Annotated in this window: 22 protein-coding genes; 7 read left to right on the top strand and 15 right to left on the bottom strand. The window is 64.9% G+C overall.

Annotation, left to right across the window (positions count from 1 at the left end; genetic code table 11):
- Positions 1-128: 128 nt before the first annotated feature.
- Positions 129-941 (bottom strand): hypothetical protein, encoded by an 813-nt coding sequence (locus tag JQ591_RS04765; RefSeq protein ID WP_211394896.1) that lies wholly within the window; start codon positions 939-941, stop codon positions 129-131.
- Positions 942-1,057: 116 nt separating this feature from the next.
- Between JQ591_RS04765 and JQ591_RS04760 the strand changes: the two genes are divergently transcribed.
- A complete protein-coding gene (locus JQ591_RS04760; RefSeq protein ID WP_211394895.1) occupies positions 1,058-2,092 on the top strand; it encodes an aspartate-semialdehyde dehydrogenase in 1,035 nt (344 codons plus the stop codon).
- A 110-nt stretch (positions 2,093-2,202) separates the two neighbouring features.
- Here the strand turns inward: JQ591_RS04760 and JQ591_RS04755 are convergent, their stop codons facing one another.
- Complete coding sequence (locus tag JQ591_RS04755; protein WP_211394894.1) at positions 2,203-2,841, bottom strand: carbonic anhydrase; 639 nt, start codon at positions 2,839-2,841, stop codon at positions 2,203-2,205.
- 112 nt (positions 2,842-2,953) lie between these two features.
- Between JQ591_RS04755 and JQ591_RS04750 the strand changes: the two genes are divergently transcribed.
- Both JQ591_RS04750 and JQ591_RS04745 read left to right on the top strand, forming a co-directional pair.
- Positions 2,954-3,835, top strand: a complete 882-nt coding sequence (locus JQ591_RS04750) for an HpcH/HpaI aldolase/citrate lyase family protein (RefSeq protein WP_211394893.1) — start codon at positions 2,954-2,956, stop codon at positions 3,833-3,835.
- 119 nt (positions 3,836-3,954) lie between these two features.
- Complete coding sequence (locus tag JQ591_RS04745) at positions 3,955-5,109, top strand: serine hydrolase domain-containing protein (protein ID WP_211394892.1); 1,155 nt, start codon at positions 3,955-3,957, stop codon at positions 5,107-5,109.
- A 30-nt stretch (positions 5,110-5,139) separates the two neighbouring features.
- Here JQ591_RS04745 and JQ591_RS04740 read toward each other — a convergent pair whose 3' ends face one another.
- The 4 genes from JQ591_RS04740 to JQ591_RS04725 all read right to left on the bottom strand — a co-directional run bounded on the left by JQ591_RS04740 (position 5,140) and on the right by JQ591_RS04725 (position 7,724).
- Positions 5,140-5,559 (bottom strand): DUF6455 family protein, encoded by a 420-nt coding sequence (locus tag JQ591_RS04740; protein ID WP_211394891.1) that lies wholly within the window; start codon positions 5,557-5,559, stop codon positions 5,140-5,142.
- A 214-nt stretch (positions 5,560-5,773) separates the two neighbouring features.
- On the bottom strand, positions 5,774-6,559 hold the full coding sequence (locus tag JQ591_RS04735) for a hypothetical protein (protein WP_211394890.1): 786 nt from the start codon (positions 6,557-6,559) through the stop codon (positions 5,774-5,776).
- Positions 6,560-6,639: 80 nt separating this feature from the next.
- Positions 6,640-7,245, bottom strand: a complete 606-nt coding sequence (gene leuD, locus JQ591_RS04730) for a 3-isopropylmalate dehydratase small subunit (RefSeq protein ID WP_106945535.1) — start codon at positions 7,243-7,245, stop codon at positions 6,640-6,642.
- 80 nt (positions 7,246-7,325) lie between these two features.
- Entirely contained in the window at positions 7,326-7,724 is a 399-nt protein-coding gene (locus JQ591_RS04725; RefSeq protein ID WP_211394889.1) for a metallopeptidase family protein, read from the bottom strand.
- A gap of 155 nt (positions 7,725-7,879) precedes the next feature.
- Here JQ591_RS04725 and JQ591_RS04720 point away from each other — a divergent pair, with 155 nt between their 5' ends.
- From JQ591_RS04720 to JQ591_RS04710, 3 genes are all read left to right on the top strand, one after another.
- Positions 7,880-8,161 (top strand): hypothetical protein, encoded by a 282-nt coding sequence (locus JQ591_RS04720; RefSeq protein WP_211395581.1) that lies wholly within the window; start codon positions 7,880-7,882, stop codon positions 8,159-8,161.
- A gap of 51 nt (positions 8,162-8,212) precedes the next feature.
- Positions 8,213-8,479 (top strand): hypothetical protein, encoded by a 267-nt coding sequence (locus JQ591_RS04715; RefSeq protein WP_211394888.1) that lies wholly within the window; start codon positions 8,213-8,215, stop codon positions 8,477-8,479.
- A 152-nt stretch (positions 8,480-8,631) separates the two neighbouring features.
- Positions 8,632-9,180, top strand: a complete 549-nt coding sequence (locus JQ591_RS04710) for a hypothetical protein (protein WP_211394887.1) — start codon at positions 8,632-8,634, stop codon at positions 9,178-9,180.
- Positions 9,181-9,290: 110 nt separating this feature from the next.
- Here JQ591_RS04710 and JQ591_RS04705 read toward each other — a convergent pair whose 3' ends face one another.
- From JQ591_RS04705 to ffh, 7 genes are all read right to left on the bottom strand, one after another.
- Positions 9,291-9,500: a hypothetical protein gene (locus JQ591_RS04705; RefSeq protein ID WP_211394886.1), complete on the bottom strand. Its 210-nt coding sequence runs from the start codon at positions 9,498-9,500 to the stop codon at positions 9,291-9,293.
- Positions 9,501-9,594: 94 nt separating this feature from the next.
- Positions 9,595-11,001: a 3-isopropylmalate dehydratase large subunit gene (leuC, locus tag JQ591_RS04700; protein ID WP_211394885.1), complete on the bottom strand. Its 1,407-nt coding sequence runs from the start codon at positions 10,999-11,001 to the stop codon at positions 9,595-9,597.
- A 325-nt stretch (positions 11,002-11,326) separates the two neighbouring features.
- Positions 11,327-11,713, bottom strand: a complete 387-nt coding sequence (gene rplS / locus JQ591_RS04695) for a 50S ribosomal protein L19 (protein WP_007598824.1) — start codon at positions 11,711-11,713, stop codon at positions 11,327-11,329.
- A 110-nt stretch (positions 11,714-11,823) separates the two neighbouring features.
- Positions 11,824-12,579, bottom strand: coding sequence for a tRNA (guanosine(37)-N1)-methyltransferase TrmD (gene trmD / locus JQ591_RS04690; RefSeq protein ID WP_211394884.1), 756 nt, complete (start codon positions 12,577-12,579; stop codon positions 11,824-11,826).
- A 108-nt stretch (positions 12,580-12,687) separates the two neighbouring features.
- Positions 12,688-13,245, bottom strand: coding sequence for a ribosome maturation factor RimM (rimM, locus tag JQ591_RS04685; protein WP_211394883.1), 558 nt, complete (start codon positions 13,243-13,245; stop codon positions 12,688-12,690).
- 9 nt (positions 13,246-13,254) lie between these two features.
- The gene (gene rpsP, locus JQ591_RS04680; RefSeq protein ID WP_143842481.1) at positions 13,255-13,587 is read right to left on the bottom strand and encodes a 30S ribosomal protein S16; all 333 of its coding nucleotides are present in this window, start codon (positions 13,585-13,587) and stop codon (positions 13,255-13,257) included.
- A gap of 86 nt (positions 13,588-13,673) precedes the next feature.
- Positions 13,674-15,221 (bottom strand): signal recognition particle protein, encoded by a 1,548-nt coding sequence (gene ffh / locus JQ591_RS04675; protein WP_211394882.1) that lies wholly within the window; start codon positions 15,219-15,221, stop codon positions 13,674-13,676.
- A gap of 377 nt (positions 15,222-15,598) precedes the next feature.
- Here ffh and JQ591_RS04670 point away from each other — a divergent pair, with 377 nt between their 5' ends.
- Positions 15,599-16,663, top strand: a complete 1,065-nt coding sequence (locus tag JQ591_RS04670; protein WP_211394881.1) for an MBL fold metallo-hydrolase — start codon at positions 15,599-15,601, stop codon at positions 16,661-16,663.
- 162 nt (positions 16,664-16,825) lie between these two features.
- On the opposite strand, the gene JQ591_RS04665 is transcribed toward JQ591_RS04670, so the two are convergent.
- Complete coding sequence (locus JQ591_RS04665; RefSeq protein ID WP_249136517.1) at positions 16,826-17,533, bottom strand: SIMPL domain-containing protein; 708 nt, start codon at positions 17,531-17,533, stop codon at positions 16,826-16,828.
- A 5-nt stretch (positions 17,534-17,538) separates the two neighbouring features.
- On the bottom strand, positions 17,539-18,306 hold the full coding sequence (locus JQ591_RS04660) for a GyrI-like domain-containing protein (RefSeq protein ID WP_211394879.1): 768 nt from the start codon (positions 18,304-18,306) through the stop codon (positions 17,539-17,541).
- Positions 18,307-18,493 lie beyond the last annotated feature (187 nt).

Raw genomic sequence — 18,493 nt, 5'->3', positions numbered from 1 at the left:
ATCGATTTCACCCCCATACTAGCCCGGCCGGGGCGGCTGCAACTAGGTCAATTGGGTCACACCAGCGCTGAATAATCGTGCGCGCCGGCAAAAGTTGCATGGATACAGCTACTTGAGCTTGATGCCGGTCAAAGCGCTCCGCGCAATTGCGCGTTGGCGGCGCCGAGCAGCCAGTCCGATGCGCCCGGGGGCGCGCAGGGGCGGCGCTTTAGCTCCGCATGGGCGAACAATTCGGCCAGCTTCGGCTCGTTGCCCGATGTCAGCAGCGTCAGCCGGTTCAGCGTACAGGCGATCGCCGCGCGCCGCTCGGGCAGGGTACCGCCCTGGCAGGAGAAGCCGGAGATCTGGAGCGCCGGCTCCTCGCTGCGCTTGAGGTAGCCGAGGCAGACCCGCGCGCCCTCAGCCGCGCCGGTTGGCCGGAACAGGGCGACAGGGCCGAATTTCGTGTCGATCAGGCCGGCTTGCTCCAGCGGGGTCGCGATGCCCAGTCCCATCCGGACGGCCAGGTCCGCTGTTGCCGGACGCGCCACGTCGAATTCGCCGCCTTCCCGGTAAATCTCGAGCTCGGCCAAGAGCTCAGCCTTGAACTCGACCTTGGGCCTGTCCGCCTCGCTCGCCCAGCCCATCACGTCCCTGCGGCCGCCTTCGGGGTGCCTGAAGATGGTGTAAGAGGCTGTTTTTTCTGACGAATCGAGCCGGCTGAGGGCGAAGGCCGGAGGCGAGCGGTCGGCCACGCTCCAACCCGGCTTCTCCGCGGGCTCATCGTCCCGGAGATCAGGCAGCTGGCCAAGTGCCGCAAGCCCGAGGATGGCAAACAGCACCAAAGTCCCCACATAGGCGAACAGGCGCGCCAGCGTGCCGACGACCTCGTCGGCGAAGGCTGCGAGCGCCAGATGGATCTGGGTGGGGGTTGCGGCCGTGCTGGCCTCAGGCGATTGCATCCACGGCCTTCAGGCATGGTCCAACGTTGTCTTGAGGCCGGTTCTCGCATAGAAGCGCTGCTCTTCCTGTTTAAGCCTCAGCTTCGGGAAAGAGCTTTTTCGTCGGAGAGTGAACGATGGGTTACAAAGTCGCAGTCGTCGGCGCGACCGGCAATGTCGGACGGGAAATGCTCAACATTTTGGATGAGCGCAAATTCCCCGCGGACGAGGTGGTGGCCCTGGCGTCACGCCGCAGCATGGGCGTCGAGGTCTCCTACGGCGACCGCACGCTGAAGGTCAAAGCGCTCGAGCATTACGACTTCTCCGACGTCGATATCTGCCTGATGTCGGCGGGCGGCGAGGTGTCGAAGGAATGGTCGCCGAAGATCGGCGCCGCCGGCACGGTCGTGATCGACAATTCCTCGGCCTGGCGCATGGACCCGGACGTGCCGTTGATCGTGCCGGAAGTGAATGCGGACGCGACCGCGGGCTTCAAGAAGAAGAACATCATCGCCAACCCGAACTGCTCAACCGCGCAGCTCGTGGTCGCGCTGAAGCCGCTGCACGACAAGGCCATCATCAAGCGCGTCGTGGTCTCGACCTATCAATCGGTGTCGGGCGCCGGCAAGGATGCGATGGACGAATTGTTCTCGCAGACCAAGGCCGTCTACACCAACCAGGAGCTGGTCAACAAAAAATTCCCCACGCGTATCGCCTTCAACGTCATCCCCCAGATCGACGTCTTCATGGAGGACGGCTACACCAAGGAAGAGTGGAAGATGATGGCGGAGACCAAGAAGATTCTTGATCCCAAGATCAAGCTCTCCGCGACCTGCGTGCGCGTGCCGGTCTTCGTCGGCCATTCCGAGGCCGTCAACATCGAGTTCGAGAATCCGATCAGCGCGGACGAAGCGCGCGACATCCTGCGCAAGGCGCCGGGCTGCCTCGTCATCGACAAGCACGAGCCCGGCGGCTACGCCACGCCGTATGAAGCGGCCGGCGAGGACGCCACCTATATCAGCCGCATCCGCGAGGACGCGACGGTCGAGAACGGTCTCGTGCTGTGGTGCGTGTCGGACAATCTGCGCAAGGGCGCCGCGCTCAACGCGATCCAGATCGCCGAAGTGCTGATCAACCGCAAGCTGATCAGCGCGAAGAAGAAGGCGGCGTAGCTCCGCTGCCGTAGGGTGGGCAAAGACGCGAAGCGTCGTGCCCGCCATCTCTCCGCAGTTGCTATGGAAGTGGTGGGCACGCTTCGCTTTGCCCACCCTACTAGAGCTCGCTAGTCGCGCGCGTTCCTGAATTCCTTCGCCGCCTTGTCCAGCACGAACAGCGATCCCTCCGCGACGCCGAAATAGGCGCCGTGCGTCTGCATCTGGCCGGCGTCGACCGCCTTCCGCACGAACGGGAAGGTCATCAGGTTTTCCAGGCTGCGGAACACTGCGGCCTTCTCGATGCGCTCGACGAATTGCGCCATGGTCTCGTGGTCGCGCTGCTCGACCACCTCGCCGGGCTTGATGAACATCTGCATCCATTTGCCGATGAAGTCGCCCGGCGTGAGCGGCTCGATCTTGTCGACGAAAGCACGGATGCCGCCGCATTGCGCGTGCCCGAGCACCACGATGTGCTTCACCTTCAGCACCGTCACGGCATATTCCAGCGCCGCCGAGACGCCATGCGCGTTGCCGTCGGGTTGATACACCGGCACCAGATTGGCGATGTTGCGGACCACGAAGAGTTCGCCCGGCCCGACGTCGAAGATCACTTCGGGCGAGACGCGGCTATCGCAGCAGCCGATCACCATCACTTCGGGGAACTGCCCCTTCACCGACAGCTCGCGGTAGCGGGTCTGCTCGGTCGGCAGCCGCTGGGTGGCGAAGGCCTTGTAGCCTTCCAGCAAATGCTCTGGGAATGTGGTCATGGCCTATGCCTAATCATATACCGCAGGGGCGAACAAGCCTTTCGAATAGGCAGGCCAGATGCTATCGGCTTCGGTCGGAAGTGAGACGAGGAAACCGGAAAGGAACGCTTGCATGACCCGCCCGCGCCGCAGCCATCTGTTCATGCCCGGCTCCAACCCCCGCGCGCTGGAAAAGGCGCGCAATCTCGCCGCCGATGGCCTGATCCTCGATCTGGAAGACTCCGTCGCGCCCGATGCCAAGGCGGTGGCGCGCGACGGAATCGCGGCCGCGATCGCGGCCAAAGGGTTCGGCAAGCGCGAGATCCTGATCCGGACCAACGGCCTCGACACGCCCTGGTGGGGCGACGACGTCGCGATGGCGGCGAAGGCCTCGCCCGACGGCATCCTGGTTCCAAAGGTTTCAAGTGTGGAGGACCTCGACACGATCGGCCGTCGTCTCGCCGAGCTCGGCGCGGCGCCGACCGTAAAAGTCTGGGCCATGATCGAGACCGCGCGCGCGGTGCTGCATGCGGAGGAACTGGCGGCCGCGGGGCGCGATCCAGCGAGGCGCTTGTCAGGCTTCGTGTTCGGCCCGAACGACATCTCGCGCGAGACGCGGATCAAGATGCTGCCGGGCCGCGCCGCGATGATCCCGATGATCACCCATTGCATCCTGGCAACGCGCGCCCACGGCCTCGAAATCCTCGACGGGCCCTACAGCGACATCGCCAATTCCGACGGTTTCGCAACCGAATGCGCGCAGGGCCGCGATCTCGGTTTTGACGGCAAGACGCTGATTCACCCCTCGCAGATCGAAGCCTGCAACGCGATCTTCACCCCGCCCGAAGAGGAAGTCGCGCGCGCGCGAAAGATCATCGCGGCGTTCGAGCTGCCAGAGAACGTCTCGCGCGGTGCGATCCGCCTCGACGGCGCCATGGTGGAACGTCTGCACGCCGACATGGCGCGGCGCACGATCGAGATCGCGGATGCGATCGCTGCGATGGGAAAGGCGTAACGGCTCGGCGTAACGCGACAGAGCACGCCCACTCCGCAGCACTCAGATCGTCTGCTAGCCATCCGCCCGATCGTCTGTTATGCTACGAGTTGTAGCAGACAACGCAACAGGCGGGTCGAATGAGGCGGCGTCGGTTTATTTCGCTTCTCGGGGGAGCTGCGCTCGCGCCGTTTTCTGCGTTGCCGGTCCGTGCGGATCCTCCCGATGGCTGCAGTGTTCCCGCCGCGCGAGACGACGGTTGGCCGGTCGCCCCCGTCGGTGAGGACAAGCTCATCGATCGCACCGCGCTGTGTAAGGTGACCGATCGGCTTGCGGCCAACGCCAACGTGCATGCCCTTCTGATCGCGCGCGGCGGCAGGTTGGTGTTCGAACGCTACCTCAGGGGCGACGACGAAATCAGCGATCGCCCCGTTGCAAACGCCAGCTTCGATCCTGACACGTTGCACGACACGAAGTCGGTTTCAAAGAGCGTCGCCTCCCTCGCGCTCGGGATCGCGATCGACCGCGGGCTCATCCGCGGCGTCGACGAGCCGATCTTCAATTTTTTCCCCGAGCTGTCCGACTTGCGCTCACCGGAAAAGGATCGCATCCGTCTCTCGCACGCGCTCACCATGTCGATGGGCCTGAAGTGGGTGGAGGCGACACCGAGCACCGGCAACGACAACAACGACGAGGCGCGCATGCATATGGCGGCGGACCCGTGCCGTTATGTCCTCGGTCTTCCCGTGACGGCTCCGGCCGGGCATGAGTTCTTCTACAACACCGGCGCGCTCACGCTCGTGTCGGCCATCGTCCGCAAGGCCGTCGGACGCCCGCTCGACGAATTTGTGCGCGAGGCGTTGTTCGAGCCTTTGGGCATCACCGCATTCGCGTGGAGACGCGTGAAGGGAGATGCCGACGCCGGCGGCGGATTGCGCCTGCGGCCGCGCGACATGTTGAAGATTGGCCAGCTCGTGCTCGCGGGTGGCCGCTGGAACGATCGCCAGATCGTGTCAAAGGCCTGGATCGACGCTTCGATGACGCCGCGGCTGGAGGCTACCGGACCTTATTTTTACGGCTATCTTTGGTGGCTCGGCCGCTCCCTGCACGACGGGCGTGAGGTCCACTGGGCGGCCGCGCTTGGTCGCGGCGGACAATCGATTCGCGTTGTTCCGGAGCTCGATCTCGTCGTCGCCGTGACCGCGGGCTACTATCAGGACTACAGCCCGCGCGCGTTCCAGGTACAGGCCGGCGTTTTCAAGGACGTGCTGCGCGGCATTCCGTCTTCGGGCTGAACTGGAATTGTCGAAGTGTGGCGCGCCGCCTCAGTGCGACGCTGCAACGTCGCGATCGAGCGACTCCAGCGTCGAGGCATTGCCGCAATAGCCGTGATAATTCTCCGCGGCGGTGCCGTCGGCCAGATCGCGATCGCATCGGGCCTTGTGGCTGCAAAGCGCGCAAACTCGCTCCATGTCGCGCAGCAACAGCGGTTGCGCCTGTCCCAGCCGCTCTTCGTTGATGCCGAGCTGCTCCAGCATCTTCGGCAACTCGTCGGCGGCGTGGTGGCCGTGACGGACCAGTTCCTCGAGATCGTCAGGTGCAATCCTGAGATCGCCTGCGATCCGGTTGAACTCCGAGCGGTCGAGCTGCCGCATCTCGTTCAGCTCGCGGCGATGCTTCAGCCAACTCGCAAAGGACTCGATGAGGTCCTGGACAATGGGATAAGGCCTGCTTGCGGTGCTCATGCGAAGCTCCATTCGAACGGCGGAATTGGAGCGAGACTAGGCACAATGGTGCAGGAGTGCGTTGCGCTGGATCAAACACAGCTTGCGTATCCCGGACGCGCTGCAGCGTGAAACGCTGCTGCGCAGAGCCGGGACCCATCGCACCACATTGCTGGGTCCCGGCTCTGCGGAGCGGCACTGCGTACCGCACCGCGTCCGGGACACGAGAACAGAGTTAGGTAAACCGCTCCGCCGCCCACGCATACAAACTGCCCGGAATCGGCTTCTCGGCACCGCGGCCCTTGGGCGAGATGTGCAGGCCGATGATCTCGGGGTTGGCGACGAGGCCGAGATAGCTCGAGGGATCGAAGAACAATTTCGGTTCGGCGTGCACGGCGTAGAACGACTGCTTCGGCAGCGCATTCTGCAATTCGCCGGTACGGCGCGCGAGCGCGGTGAGTGCCGCCGGCCCGAAGATCGCGACGCGGATGTCGGAGAGGCGGTTCGAGCCGCCGCGCAGGCGGCGCATCGCAAACGTGACGCGATGGCGCAGCGACAGCCAGTTCGGCGTCAGCTCCTCCTGCTCCATCAGCTCTTCGAAGGCGGCAACGATGCCGTGTCTGGGCGGAAGGTAAATTACGGAATTGCCGAGCTGGCGGGGCCGCTCCCACGCGAAGTAGGGCTTTGCCGGATCGATCTCGACGGGCCTCAGCAGCAGCACGTCGGCGTCGAGCCACAGGCCGAGGCCCTTCGCCATCAGCTTCATACGGAAGAAGTCGCTGAACTGAAGCGTGGTCCAGTCGCGCCAGCTGCCGTCCGGCTGCGGCGGTCGCAATCGTTCGGAGAACGCATGCGGCAGGATTGCCTCGGCATCCGCATTGCCGACGCCTGCGGGCAGGCCGGGAATGGTGTCGAAGCTGTAGACCGTGACCTTGTGGCCGGCCGCCAGCTGCGAGCGCAGACAGGTCTGGCGCAGGGCGTCCATCGGGCCATGCCAGAAGGTGACGATGTCGGGCAGCATGTGTGGAGCTATACGGGATAACGAAGGCAAAGAAAAAGCCCCGGCGCTGGTGGCACCGGGGCTCGAACAGAAAGCTGCAATCAGGCCCAGGCGCGTTCGCGCTTGAGCTTTTCCTCATAGGTGTCGATCGAGGCCTTCTTCTCCATCGTCAGGCCGATGTCGTCGAGGCCGTTGATCAGGCAGTGCTTGCGGAACGGGTCGATCTCGAACTTGACCTTGCCGCCGTCGGGACCGCGGATCTCCTGGTTCGGCAGGTCGATCGTCAGCGTCGCGTTGGCGCCGCGCTCGGCGTCGTCGAACAGCTTGTCGAGGTCTTCCTGCGAGACGCGGATCGGCAGAATGCCGTTCTTGAAGCAGTTGTTGTAGAAGATGTCGCCGAACGAGGTCGAGATCACGCAGCGGATGCCGAAGTCGAGCAGCGCCCAGGGCGCGTGCTCGCGGCTCGAGCCGCAGCCGAAATTGTCGCCGGCGACCAGCACCTTCGACGTGCGATAGGCGGGCTGGTTGAGGACGAAATCAGGATTCTCGCTGCCGTCGTCCTTGTAGCGCTGCTCGGAGAAGAGCCCCTTGCCAAGGCCGGTGCGCTTGATGGTCTTGAGGTACTGCTTCGGAATGATCATGTCGGTGTCGACATTGATGATCTTCAGCGGCGCCGCGACGCCTTCCAGCGTGGTGAACTTGTCCATGGTTGCGCTTTCCCGGGTGGTTCTGGGGAACAGGTATTTATCGCGATCGGGGGCCGAATCCTAGGCCGAATTCGGCAGATCTAGTCTGCTTGAGCCTCAATCGCGGCCATATCGTCGTCCGAGAGGCCGAAATGGTGGCCGATCTCGTGGATCAGGACGTGGCGGACGATGTGGCCGAGGCTCTCGTCGTGCTCGGCCCAGTAATCCAGGATCGGCCGGCGATAGAGCCAGACCATGTTGGGCAGCCGCGCCACGTCGCCAAAGCTCTGCTGCGGCAGGCCGACGCCCTGGAACAGGCCGAGCAGGTCGAACTCGCTCTCGCATTCCATCTCGTCCAGGACTTCCTCGGTCGGGAAGTCGTCGACGCGGATGATCACGCCCTCGCAGAGGCTGCGAAACTCCGCCGGCAGGCGTTCGAACACTTCATGCGCCATCGCTTCCATCTCGGCCAGCGAGGGCGCTTTCAATTCCGTCCACATGCGGTTCTCATAGCGTGGGTTTCGCGGCGATGCATCCGGCTTTATAAGCGCGGCGAGGTTGACGGGCGCCGTCAAAACGGGGAGCGTAGGGCCTCGAATAGGACGTTCAGGTGGGCGGAAAAATGCGAGCGAAAACAGCGCTGACGCTACTGTGCATGGGGTTGTTTTCGCAGTTTTGCGTTGGCGCGGAGGCCCAGACCGCTGCCCCCGGGGTCAGGCTGGCCCAGGCGGCCTCACGAGACGATCTCCCGCCGCCGCGCAAGCGGCCCCCGGCGCGCCTGCGCGTCACGCCCTATTACAGTCCGGATGGCGTCTATCCGCGTTACAACCCGGGTCCCGATGCGGTCCGCGAGTGCAACGCCACCTATGTGCAGGAATATCGCCCCAGCGGCACGGTGATCGTGCCGCACATGAGTTGCTACTGGCGCCGGGGCTGAGTTGGCCGATCCCGCCGGCAGCTGCGCATGCGGACGCAGCGGAGGTCGATCATGACGAGATGGATCGCAGTCACGGTTGCCCTCGGGCTGATCGTCGCTTCGCCCGGCGTCTCCATTGCCGCGACGCAGGACACCGCAAAGTCAAAGGCCTCGGCGTCCGCAACAGACATCGGTGCGCGGCGTCACGGGCGCCATCATGACGCTGTGCGCCAATTCGCACCTTCCGAGCCGCGTTACTACGCGCGGCCTGTCTACTATCGCCCTTATCCTTACGGCGTGCCCGCACCGTTCGTGCTTGGCTTCGGACCGTGGTGGTGACGTCGCGGCGCGACGTCGGGCACGTCGTTCATTCATGAGGCATTCACGTCGCTGTCCCTAATTTAATCTCGGGAGCGACCGTCAATGAACAGCGCTGACGCGCGGCGCGAACGAGCGTCGCAACTCCGCTGTCCAGATCCAGGGAGAATTGCATGCTGAGGATATTGGGTCTCAGAGCAAGCACGATGCGCTTGCTCGGGATTGCGGCCGCCGCGACGCTGATGCTGTCGGCCGGGACCACGCGTCCTGCTGAAGCGATGACACCAATCAATCCGACGGCGTTGCCGGCGGCGAAGGCCGCAAGCGACGACATGATCCAGGTTCGCCACGGCGGCGGCGGCGGTGGACATGGCGGTGGTGGTCATGGCGGCGGCTTCCATGGCGGAGGCGGCTTCCACGGTGGCGGAGGACATTTCGGCGGCGTCCGCAGCGGTGGTTTCCACGGTGGTGGCTTCCGCGCCGCGCCCGCCTTTCATGGCGGCGGCTATCGCTACGGCGGAATTCACCATTACGGCGGCTATCACCGCTATGGCGGCTATCGCCCCGCCTATTACGGCCATCGCCATTTCCACCGTCGCTACTACGGCGGCTACTATCCCTATTACAGCCATCCGCGCCGCTGCCGGGTCATCTGGACCTATTACGGCCCGCGCCGCGTCTGCCGCTGGCATCGCTGGCACCATCCGTACCGCTATTGGTGATGTGAGTTGTGTCGTCATGCCCGGGCTTGTCCCGGGCATCCACGATCTTTCTGTGCAAGTCTAAGAACGTGGATGGCCGGGACGAGCCCGGCCATGACGGAAAACGTCGCCTAAATCCAATCCTTCAGTTTCCACGTCGCCGACGTCCAGCGTGTGAGGTTCTCCAGCTTCCACTGCTTGAACATCGCCGGCGGCCAGCGGCTGAGCTTCGAAGTCTCCTCGACCTCGGGCTTGGCGATCATGCGCAGCGGTGCCGCGCGCCGCCGGTGCTGGGGCGTCGCCGCGCTGATCAGATCGACATATTCAGGCTTGTTGGCCAAGAGCTGCGTCCCCGCGAAACCGTCGCGAGGACGCAGTGTCGGCGCTGCCGATTAACGGCGGTTTGCCGCGATCGCTCAAATTGCAGGGAGCGGCTCAGCGCCACTCCCGCACATCCACGAAATGACCCGCGATCGCCGCGGCTGCGGCCATTGCCGGCGACACCAGATGGGTGCGGCCCTTGAAGCCCTGGCGGCCCTCGAAATTGCGGTTCGAGGTCGAGGCGCAGCGCTCTTCCGGCGCCAGCTTGTCGGGGTTCATCGCGAGGCACATCGAGCAACCGGGCTCGCGCCATTCGAAGCCGGCCTTGATGAAGATCTTGTCCAGACCTTCAGCCTCGGCCTGCTCCTTCACGAGGCCGGAGCCCGGCACGACCATGGCGTTGACGCCGCCTGCGACCTGCTTGCCTTCCGCGATCTTGGCGGCGGCGCGCAAATCCTCGATACGGCCGTTGGTGCAGGAGCCGATGAAGATGCGGTCGAGCTTGATGTCGGTGATCTTCGTGCCCGCGGTCAGGCCCATGTACTTCAAGGCACGGTGCTTGGAGAGACGCTTGGCCTCGTCGGCGATCTTGTCGGGGTCGGGCACGATGCCGGTGACCGAGATCACGTCCTCGGGGCTCGTGCCCCAGGTCACGATCGGCGGCAGCTTTGCCGCATCGAGCCGCAGCTCGTGGTCGAAATGCGCGCCCTCGTCGGAGCGAAGTTTCTCCCAATAGCGCATCGCCGCATCCCAGTCCGCGCCCTTCGGTGCCTTCGGGCGGCCGCGCAGGAAGTCGAACGCCTTCTGGTCCGGCGCGACCAGGCCGGCGCGCGCGCCACCCTCGATCGACATGTTGCAGACCGTCATGCGGCCTTCCATGCTGAGCGCGCGGATCGCCTCGCCGGCGTATTCCAGCACGTAGCCGGTGCCGCCCGCGGTGCCGATCTCGCCGATGATCGCGAGGATGATGTCCTTGCCCGTCACGCCATCCGGCAATTTGCCGTCGACGGTGACGCGCATGTTCTTCGCCTTCTTCTGGATCAGCGTCTGCGTCGCCAGCACGTGCTCGACCTCGGAGGTGCCGATGCCGTGCGCGAGCGCGCCGAACGCGCCGTGCGTCGAGGTGTGGCTGTCTCCGCAGACGATGGTGGTGCCGGGCAGCGTGAAGCCCTGCTCGGGGCCGATGACGTGGACGACGCCCTGACGCTTGTCGAACTCGTCGTAATATTCGATGCCGAATTCCCTGGCGTTGTCGGCCAGTGCCTTGATCTGCTCGATGCTTTCAGGGTCGGGGTTCGGCTTGGTGCGGTCGGTGGTCGGCACGTTGTGGTCGACGACGGCCAGCGTCTTTTCCGGCGAATGCACCTTGCGCCCGGTGGCGCGCAGGCCTTCGAACGCCTGCGGTGAAGTGACCTCGTGCACCAGATGGCGATCGATATAGAGCAGGCAGGTGCCGTCCTCGGCTTCGTGCACCAGATGGTCGTTCCAGATCTTGTCGTACAATGTGGTCGGCTTGGACATGAGCGTCAGCTCCAGGAATGTTGTGTAGAGCGGATATGCGCGGGTGGGGCGCGGGCAACAAAATCGTCAGCGCAGCTTTTAGGCTGCGCGCGTAAGCTCTGACGTTGCCGAGGTCGCGAAGCGTCCGAAGAACCGGCCAGGCAGCCGCGAGCGATCGTCGATGACGACGCGCTTGACGGGCGAGAGGCTGGTCAGATCTGGAAACATTCCAAGAATATATAGCAGGCCGAGTTGGAATCGCGAGGGCTTTGACGCGCACGGCTGACGCAACAAAAAAGCGCGGGGTTTGGCCCCGCGCTCTCTAAAACTCGCCTGTAAGCGGAGCTTACTCGTTGACGGCAGCAGCCGGGCGGTCCTGCTTCTTCTCGACGATGCGGGCCGACTTGCCGCGAAGGTTGCGGAGATAATAGAGCTTGGCGCGACGGACCTTGCCGCGGCGCACCACCTTGATCGAGTCGATCATCGGCGACATCACCGGGAACACGCGCTCCACGCCTTCGCCGTACGAAATCTTGCGCACCGTGAAGCTCTCGTTGAGACCGCCGCCGGAACGGCCGATGCAAACGCCTTCATAGGCCTGCACGCGGGTGCGGTCGCCTTCGACGACCTTCACGTTGACGATCACGGTGTCGCCGGGGCCGAATTCCGGAATCTCCTTGTTGGCGGAGAGCTTGTCGAATTGCTCTTTTTCGAGCTGTTGGATCAGGTTCATGGGTAAATCTCCATCGGCGCGCCCAGCCTTGGAAAACGGGGGCTGCGCGAAATTCGTTTATCCAGCCATTGCGGATGTGGCCGCTGCTATAAGGCAAGCCGGAGCGTTTGTCACCCGTCTGTCTTGTTTTTTGGCGTTTTTTGGCGTCCGGCCCGATTCGGGGCCTTGCTCGGGATCTGGGCCCACAAATCCGGTCGCCGGGCCGCCGTCAGGGCCTCGGATTCCGCCCGCCGCCAGCTGGCGACCTTGGCATGGTCGCCGGAGGTCAGGATCTCCGGGATCGGGGTTCCCTCGAACAGCTGCGGGCGGGTGTATTGGGGGTATTCGAGCAGGCCGTCCGAAAAGCTTTCCTCGGTTCCCGAGGCTTCCTTGCCCATCACGCCCGGTAGCAGCCGCACGCAGGCGTCGATCAGGGCCAGGGCCGCGATTTCACCGCCGGAGAGCACGTAATCGCCGATCGAGACCTCCTCCAGGCCCCGCCCGTCGATCACGCGCTGGTCCACCCCTTCGAACCGCCCGCAGACGATCAGGGGACCCGGACCCCTGGCCAGTTCCAGGACCCGGGCCTGGGTCAGTGGCCGACCCCTCGGGCTCATCAGCAGTTTTGGCCGGTCCTGTTCGCTTTCGGCGGCATCAACGGCCGCCGCCAAGACATCGGCCCGAAGCACCATGCCCGGCCCGCCGCCGGCCGGGGTGTCGTCGACGCTGCGGTGGCGGTCGGTGGCCGAGGCCCGGATGTCCCGCGCCTCCAGCTCCCAGAGCCCGCCAGTCAGCGCCCGGCCGGCCAGGCTCACGCCAAGCGGCCCCGGAAACATCTCCGGAAACAGCGTCAGCACCGTCGCGCGCCAGGGTGAGGGATTGGTCATTGTGCTTCAAAGATTCCGTCGTCCCGGCGAAGGCCGGGACCCATAGCCACCGCAGCCAATTTTGCGACGGCTGGAGCCATCAGCTTAGCCAAAAACCACGTCCTGTGGTTATGGGTCCCGGCTTTCGCCGGGACGACCCCGGGAGGGGTCCCCATCTTTGTCCTCGCCCGCGATTTCCGCCGGTAGCGCGATCACGACGCGGCCGCCGGCGATGTCGACCTCGGGCACCACCGCGTTCGTGAACGGCAGCAGCAGCGTGCTGCCTTTGGGCGGCGCGATCTCGATGATGTCGCCGGCGCCGAAATTGTGGATCGCGAGCACGCGGCCGAGCGCATCGCCATCCGTGGTGACGGCGGCGAGCCCGATCAGATCGGTGTGGTAATATTCGTCCTCGTCCGTCGCGGGCAGCTTTTCGCGCGCGACGTAGAGCTCGATGCCGTTGAGCCGTTCGGCCTCATCGCGGGTCGTGACGCCCTTGAACGTCGCAACCAGATGATCTTTGGCCTCGCGCGCCGTTGCGACCTCGAACTGGCGCTTGCCGTCCTTGGACGAGAGCAGACCGTAGCGCCGCACGGCAAAGGGATCTTCTGTGAAAGTCCACAGCTTGACCGCGCCGCGCACACCATGCGCGGCGCCGATCCGCGCGACGCAGACCAGCGCCGTCATGGTCTGGCCTTAACCCTTCGCGGCGGCTTCGGCCTGCGCCTTGCGTTCCTTGCGCGGCACGGCCTTCTCGGGATTGCTGCGCGCTTCGCGCTTCTTGACGCCGGCGGCGTCGAGGAAGCGCGACACACGGTCCGACGGCTGAGCGCCCTTGGCGAGCCAGGCCTTCACCTTGTCCATGTCGAGCTTCAGCCGGGTCTCGTTGTCCTTCGGCAGCAGCGGGTTGAAGTAACCGAGACGCTCGATGAAGCGGCCATCGCGGGGAAAGCGCGAATCGGCGACGACGACGTGATAGACGGGGCGCTTCTTGGTGCCTGCGCGAGCGAGGCGGATAACGACGGACATCTTAGTTCTCCTTCAAAGTACGGTTTGTTCGATTGATTGGTATTCCGCGTTGCGCGGGATGCTTGCGATCCCGTGCGACGAATTCCTCATTTCTTCTTGCCGGGGAAACCGCCGAGGCCCGGCAGCATCGGCTTGCCGCTCAGCCCGGTCAGGCCGGGAACGTTCGGCAGACCGGTGCGCAGCCCGGCCGGCAAATCCTTCGGCAGACTGGGCAGACCTTGTCCGCCGCCCCCCTGCATCTTCTCCTGCAGCGCCTTCATCTCTTCCGGCGAAGGCGGCTTCATGCCGCCGCCAAAACCCATCGCCTGCGCGATGCCGGCGAGCGGGCCGCGCTTGCCCGAGCCCATGGCCTTCATCATGTCGGCCATGTTCCGGTGCATCTTGAGCAGCTTGTTGACCTGCTCGACGCTTTGGCCGGAACCTGCGGCGATACGCTTCTTGCGGCTGGCCTTGAGCAGGTCGGGATGACGGCGCTCGTCGCGCGTCATGGAATCGATCACTGCGACCTGGCGCTTCAGAATCTTGTCGTCGATGCCCGCGGCCGCGATCTGGTTCTTCATCTTGGCGATGCCGGGCATCATGCCCATCAGGCCGCTGATGCCGCCCATATTGGCCATCTGCAGCAACTGCTCGCGCATGTCGTTGAGGTCGAACTGACCCTTGCGCATCCGCTCGGCGGTGCGCGCGGCCTTTTCGGCATCGATGTTGGCGGCAGCGCGTTCGACCAGCGACACCACGTCGCCCATGCCGAGGATGCGGCCGGCAATACGGTCGGGATGGAAATCCTCCAGCGCATCGGTCTTTTCACCGGTGCCGAGCAGCTTGATCGGCTTGCCGGTCACCGCGCGCATCGACAGCGCGGCGCCGCCACGGCCGTCGCCGTCCACGCGGGTCAGCACGATGCCGGTGAGGCCGACGCGCTCGTCGAAGGCGCGGGCGAGGTTGACGGCGTCCTGGCCGGTGAGGCTGTCTGCCACCAGCAGCACTTCATGCGGATTGGCGGCGGCTTTGATGGCTGCTGCTTCCGCCATCATCTCTTCGTCGAGCGTGGTGCGGCCGGCGGTGTCGAGCAGCACAACGTCGTAGCCGCCGAGCTTGCCGGCCTCCATCGCGCGCTTCGCGATCTGAGCCGGCTGCTGGCCGGCGACGATCGGCAGCGTCGGAATGTCGAGGTCGCGGCCAAGTACCGCCAGCTGTTCCATCGCCGCGGGACGGTAGATGTCGAGCGAGGCCATCAGCACCTTGCGCTTGTCGCGCTGGACCATGCGACGGGCGAGCTTTGCGGTGGTGGTGGTTTTGCCGGAGCCTTGCAGGCCGACCATCATGATCGGCACCGGCGGCACGGAATTGATGTCGATCGCCTGGCTTTCGGCGCCGAGCGTGTTGATCAGCTCGTCATGGACGATCTTGACCACCATCTGGCCGGGTGTGACCGACTTGACGACGGTGGCGCCGATCGCCTGCTCGCGGACCCGCTCGGTGAAGCTGCGCACCACCTCTAACGCGACGTCGGCCTCCAGCAGCGCGCGGCGCACCTCGCGCATCGCGGCGTCGACGTCCTTTTCGGTCAGCGCACCGCGCCCCGTCAGACGATCGAGAATGCCGCCAAGCCGTTCCGACAGATTGTCGAACAATGCCGTTGTCCCTTGTCCTGCTCGCGCAGGGTTGCCGCGTTCATCGCTGTCGTGCCCCGCCGCCTTCGCGGGGGATGACCACTTCCTTGGCAAGCGATCTTCCAAACACCTTTACGCCCGAGGGCGCACAGCGCTGTCGGGCGTTGGCCTCTGGCCTCCGGGGCCAGTGGGCGGGTCGAAAAGAAAGCCTTTCCGAGAAAGTGCGCGCGTTAAACGCCGCCCACGCCCGAAAGTCAAGGAAAGTTAGGGTGCGGCGGAGCGATTTTGAGGTCAAGGCATTGAAAATGCTTGCCTTCCAGCCACGGGTTCCTTTTTCTCCGGCCTAGCCCATATAGCCGGTGATGACTTACCTCCGCCACCGCCCCTGAAGCCCGCCCGTGCCGATCACCCGCCGCCGCCTTTTCGGACTGCTTGCCGGGGCTGGCGCACTGGTCGGCGTGCCCTCCCTTTGGATGTCCCGCATGAAGACCTATGACGGTCCCGCCTCCGACCATTTTGACGGCCTGACCTTCTTTGATCCGGACGGCGCGCCGCCGAAATCGCTTCGTGAGGTCCTGCGGTGGCAGTTCGGCGGCAAGCGACAGCGCGCTGCCTGGCCGGAGTGGGCGCCGAGCCCCCATGCCGACACCCCGCCGGAGCGCATCGACGGCGACACGGTGCGGCTCTCCTTCGTCGGCCATGCCAGCTGGCTGATCCAGACCGGCGGCCTCAACATCCTGATCGATCCCGTCTGGTCGACGCGGGTCTCGCCGGTCAGCTTCGCCGGGCCGAAACGGCATAACGATCCCGGCATCGCCTTCGACAAGCTGCCGAAGATCGACGTCGTGATGGTCTCGCACGGCCATTACGATCATCTCGACGTCGCGACGCTGTCGCGGCTCGCCAAGAATTTTGCCCCGCGCGTGGTCACCCCGCTCGGCAACGACGTCACGATGCGCGGTACCGATTCGACGATCAGGGTGGAAGCGTTCGACTGGCACGACCGCGTCGAGCTCGGCGGCGGCATCGCCGTGACGCTGGTGCCGACCCGGCACTGGTCGGCGCGCGGCATGTTCGACCGCAACAAGGCATTGTGGGCCAGCTTCGTGCTGGAGACGCCTGCGGGGAAAATCTACGTCGTCTGCGATTCCGGCTATGGCGACGGCACGCATTTCCGCCGCGTCGCCGAGAAGCACGGGCCGTTACGTCTGGCGATCCTCCCGATCGGCGCCTACGAGCCGCGCTGGTTCATGCGCGACCAGCACATGAATCCGGAGGACGCGGTCAAGGCGCTGGCGGATTGCGGCGCGCAAGCCGCACTCGGGCATCACCACGGAACGTTTCAGCTGACCGACGAGGCAATCGATGCGCCGGCCAAGGCGCTGGCCGAGGCGCTCGATGCCGCGAAGGTTCCGCAGGAGAGGTTTGTAGCGATGAAGCCGGGGCAGGTGGTGGAGATTTAGCTCACTCCATGCACACAGCTCGTGCCCCGGACGCAGCGCAGCGTCTCTTCGACGGTGCGCTGCAGAGCCGGGGCCCATGCCGCGGGAGTCTCCCGTGTTGCTTTCTGGGTCCCGGCTCTGCGCAGCGTCACTGCGTGCCGCAGCGCGTCCGGGACACGAGACTTATTGCTCTTTCGCCTTGATCGCCCAGCTCACATTCACCGTCACCGACAGCGTTTCCTCACCCGGCGCGACCGCGGCCTGCGGTGCGGCCATCGGAGCTGCGGCCATGCGTCCCTTGAACAGCGGCACCGGACCGCCGCCCTCCGTGACGCTGAGCGGCGCACCCAGTGTGACACCGGTGGCCTTGGCGTAGATCTCGGCCTTGCGGCGGGCATCGGCGACCGCCTTGTCGCGGGCATCGTCGAGCAGCTTTGAGGCCTGCGTCACCTCGAAGGAGATGTTGCCGATATCGTTGGCGCCGGCGCCGACCAGCGTGTCGATGATGCCGGCGACCTTGGTCACGTCGCGGATCTTCACGGTGACGCGGTTGGAGGCGCGGAAGCCGACCACGGGCGAGGCGCCGGTGGATTTGTTCTGGCCGTATTGCGGCTGCAGCGACAGCCGCGAGGTCTGGTAATCCTTCTCGGCAATGCCTGCGCCCTTCAGCGCCAGCAGCACCTTGCCCATCGCGGCGTTGTTGGCGTCTGAAGCTTCCTTCGCCGACTTGGCGTCGTTGGCGACGCCGGCATCAATCTGCGCGAGATCGGGTGCTGCGGAAACCGTGGCTTCGCCGCTCACCGAGATGGCGGACACGACATCGTCGGCGAATGCAGGCGTTGCCAGCAGCGTGGCGGCGAAAGCGGCGGCGAATAGGGCAGGCTTGTTCATCGGTCTCACTTCAGTGGCACGAATACGTTGATCACGAGCTTGTCCTCGGCCGTCTTCAGGGGATCGGTGAGGTATTCCTCGACAAAAGTGTCCTTGGCTTCGAGCTTCTTGTCGTCGAGGTGATTGGTGATCGCCTCATAGGTGTTGTCCATGTTGTCGTAGGAGCCGCGATGGACGAATTTCAGGGCCTTGCCCTCCGGCGATTTGCCGATGCTCATGTCCTTGGGCAGTTTCTGCGGATCCTGATCGACCGGGATCTCGGCGAGGAAAGTGAAGCCGGTGTCGTCGGTCGAGGTGTAGACGATCATCGAATTGCCGGCGTGCTTGATGCCCTGCTTGTCCAGCAGCGTGTTCAGCGCCTTGAAGGCGTCGACCAGCGTGTCGAAGGCCGAGTCCCAATTGGCGGTGCCCTTGACCATCACGACCTTCCTCGGCTCGAGCGTGGTCTCCTGGCCGAAGGGATCGGCGGTCTGCACGGGAGCCGGCGTCGCGGCCGCAGCGGGTGGCGGTGCGGCCGGACTCGGTGAGGCGCTGGCTGCGGGAGAGGGCGAGGTCGCCGGAGCAGGCGAGGCGCTGGCCGCAGGCGACGGGGTCGCCGCGGGCGCGGGCGAAGCGCTTGCGGCCGGAGAGGGCGAAGCCGACGGGGCCGGCGAGGGGCTTGCCGAGGCAGCCGGCGCCGGGCTCGGGGTTTGCGCCGGAGCGCCGGACACGCCAAGCGACAAGGCCGCCGCCGGGATCAGCGCAGCCAGAGCGAGACGACGGAAACTATTCATTTTATTCTCCCCAGACCTTGCCCACCAAGATCTAAACCCGGCCGCACGTCCCGGATCGCGCGAATTTCGCCGTTCTAACACGCGAGCGCCGAATTCGTCCCATGACAGATGCGTCATGGCAGACGTCCTGGCTTGCGGTGGCAAATCACTGGCCAAGCCGGCAAGGATCGCCATATAAGGCAGGCGA

It is taken from the genome of Bradyrhizobium canariense (assembly GCF_018130465.1).
In the GTDB taxonomy this organism is placed as follows: Bacteria; Pseudomonadota; Alphaproteobacteria; order Rhizobiales; family Xanthobacteraceae; genus Bradyrhizobium; species Bradyrhizobium canariense_C.
This window is presented reverse-complemented; position numbering and strand designations above follow the sequence as displayed.

Bases quoted from the DNA above. Each gene is read 5' to 3' on its own strand.
- JQ591_RS04765 (WP_211394896.1), bottom strand. From the start codon at position 941: ATGCAATCGCCTGAGGCCAGCACGGCCGCAACCCCCACCCAGATCCAT.
- JQ591_RS04760 (WP_211394895.1), top strand. From the start codon at position 1,058: ATGGGTTACAAAGTCGCAGTCGTCGGCGCGACCGGCAATGTCGGACGG.
- JQ591_RS04755 (WP_211394894.1), bottom strand. From the start codon at position 2,841: ATGACCACATTCCCAGAGCATTTGCTGGAAGGCTACAAGGCCTTCGCC.
- JQ591_RS04750 (WP_211394893.1), top strand. From the start codon at position 2,954: ATGACCCGCCCGCGCCGCAGCCATCTGTTCATGCCCGGCTCCAACCCC.
- JQ591_RS04745 (WP_211394892.1), top strand. From the start codon at position 3,955: ATGAGGCGGCGTCGGTTTATTTCGCTTCTCGGGGGAGCTGCGCTCGCG.
- JQ591_RS04740 (WP_211394891.1), bottom strand. From the start codon at position 5,559: ATGAGCACCGCAAGCAGGCCTTATCCCATTGTCCAGGACCTCATCGAG.
- JQ591_RS04735 (WP_211394890.1), bottom strand. From the start codon at position 6,559: ATGCTGCCCGACATCGTCACCTTCTGGCATGGCCCGATGGACGCCCTG.
- leuD (WP_106945535.1), bottom strand. From the start codon at position 7,245: ATGGACAAGTTCACCACGCTGGAAGGCGTCGCGGCGCCGCTGAAGATC.
- JQ591_RS04725 (WP_211394889.1), bottom strand. From the start codon at position 7,724: ATGTGGACGGAATTGAAAGCGCCCTCGCTGGCCGAGATGGAAGCGATG.
- JQ591_RS04720 (WP_211395581.1), top strand. From the start codon at position 7,880: ATGGGGTTGTTTTCGCAGTTTTGCGTTGGCGCGGAGGCCCAGACCGCT.
- JQ591_RS04715 (WP_211394888.1), top strand. From the start codon at position 8,213: ATGACGAGATGGATCGCAGTCACGGTTGCCCTCGGGCTGATCGTCGCT.
- JQ591_RS04710 (WP_211394887.1), top strand. From the start codon at position 8,632: ATGCTGAGGATATTGGGTCTCAGAGCAAGCACGATGCGCTTGCTCGGG.
- leuC (WP_211394885.1), bottom strand. From the start codon at position 11,001: ATGTCCAAGCCGACCACATTGTACGACAAGATCTGGAACGACCATCTG.
- rplS (WP_007598824.1), bottom strand. From the start codon at position 11,713: ATGAACCTGATCCAACAGCTCGAAAAAGAGCAATTCGACAAGCTCTCC.
- trmD (WP_211394884.1), bottom strand. From the start codon at position 12,579: ATGACCAATCCCTCACCCTGGCGCGCGACGGTGCTGACGCTGTTTCCG.
- rimM (WP_211394883.1), bottom strand. From the start codon at position 13,245: ATGACGGCGCTGGTCTGCGTCGCGCGGATCGGCGCCGCGCATGGTGTG.
- rpsP (WP_143842481.1), bottom strand. From the start codon at position 13,587: ATGTCCGTCGTTATCCGCCTCGCTCGCGCAGGCACCAAGAAGCGCCCC.
- JQ591_RS04665 (WP_249136517.1), bottom strand. From the start codon at position 17,533: ATGAACAAGCCTGCCCTATTCGCCGCCGCTTTCGCCGCCACGCTGCTG.
- JQ591_RS04660 (WP_211394879.1), bottom strand. From the start codon at position 18,306: ATGAATAGTTTCCGTCGTCTCGCTCTGGCTGCGCTGATCCCGGCGGCG.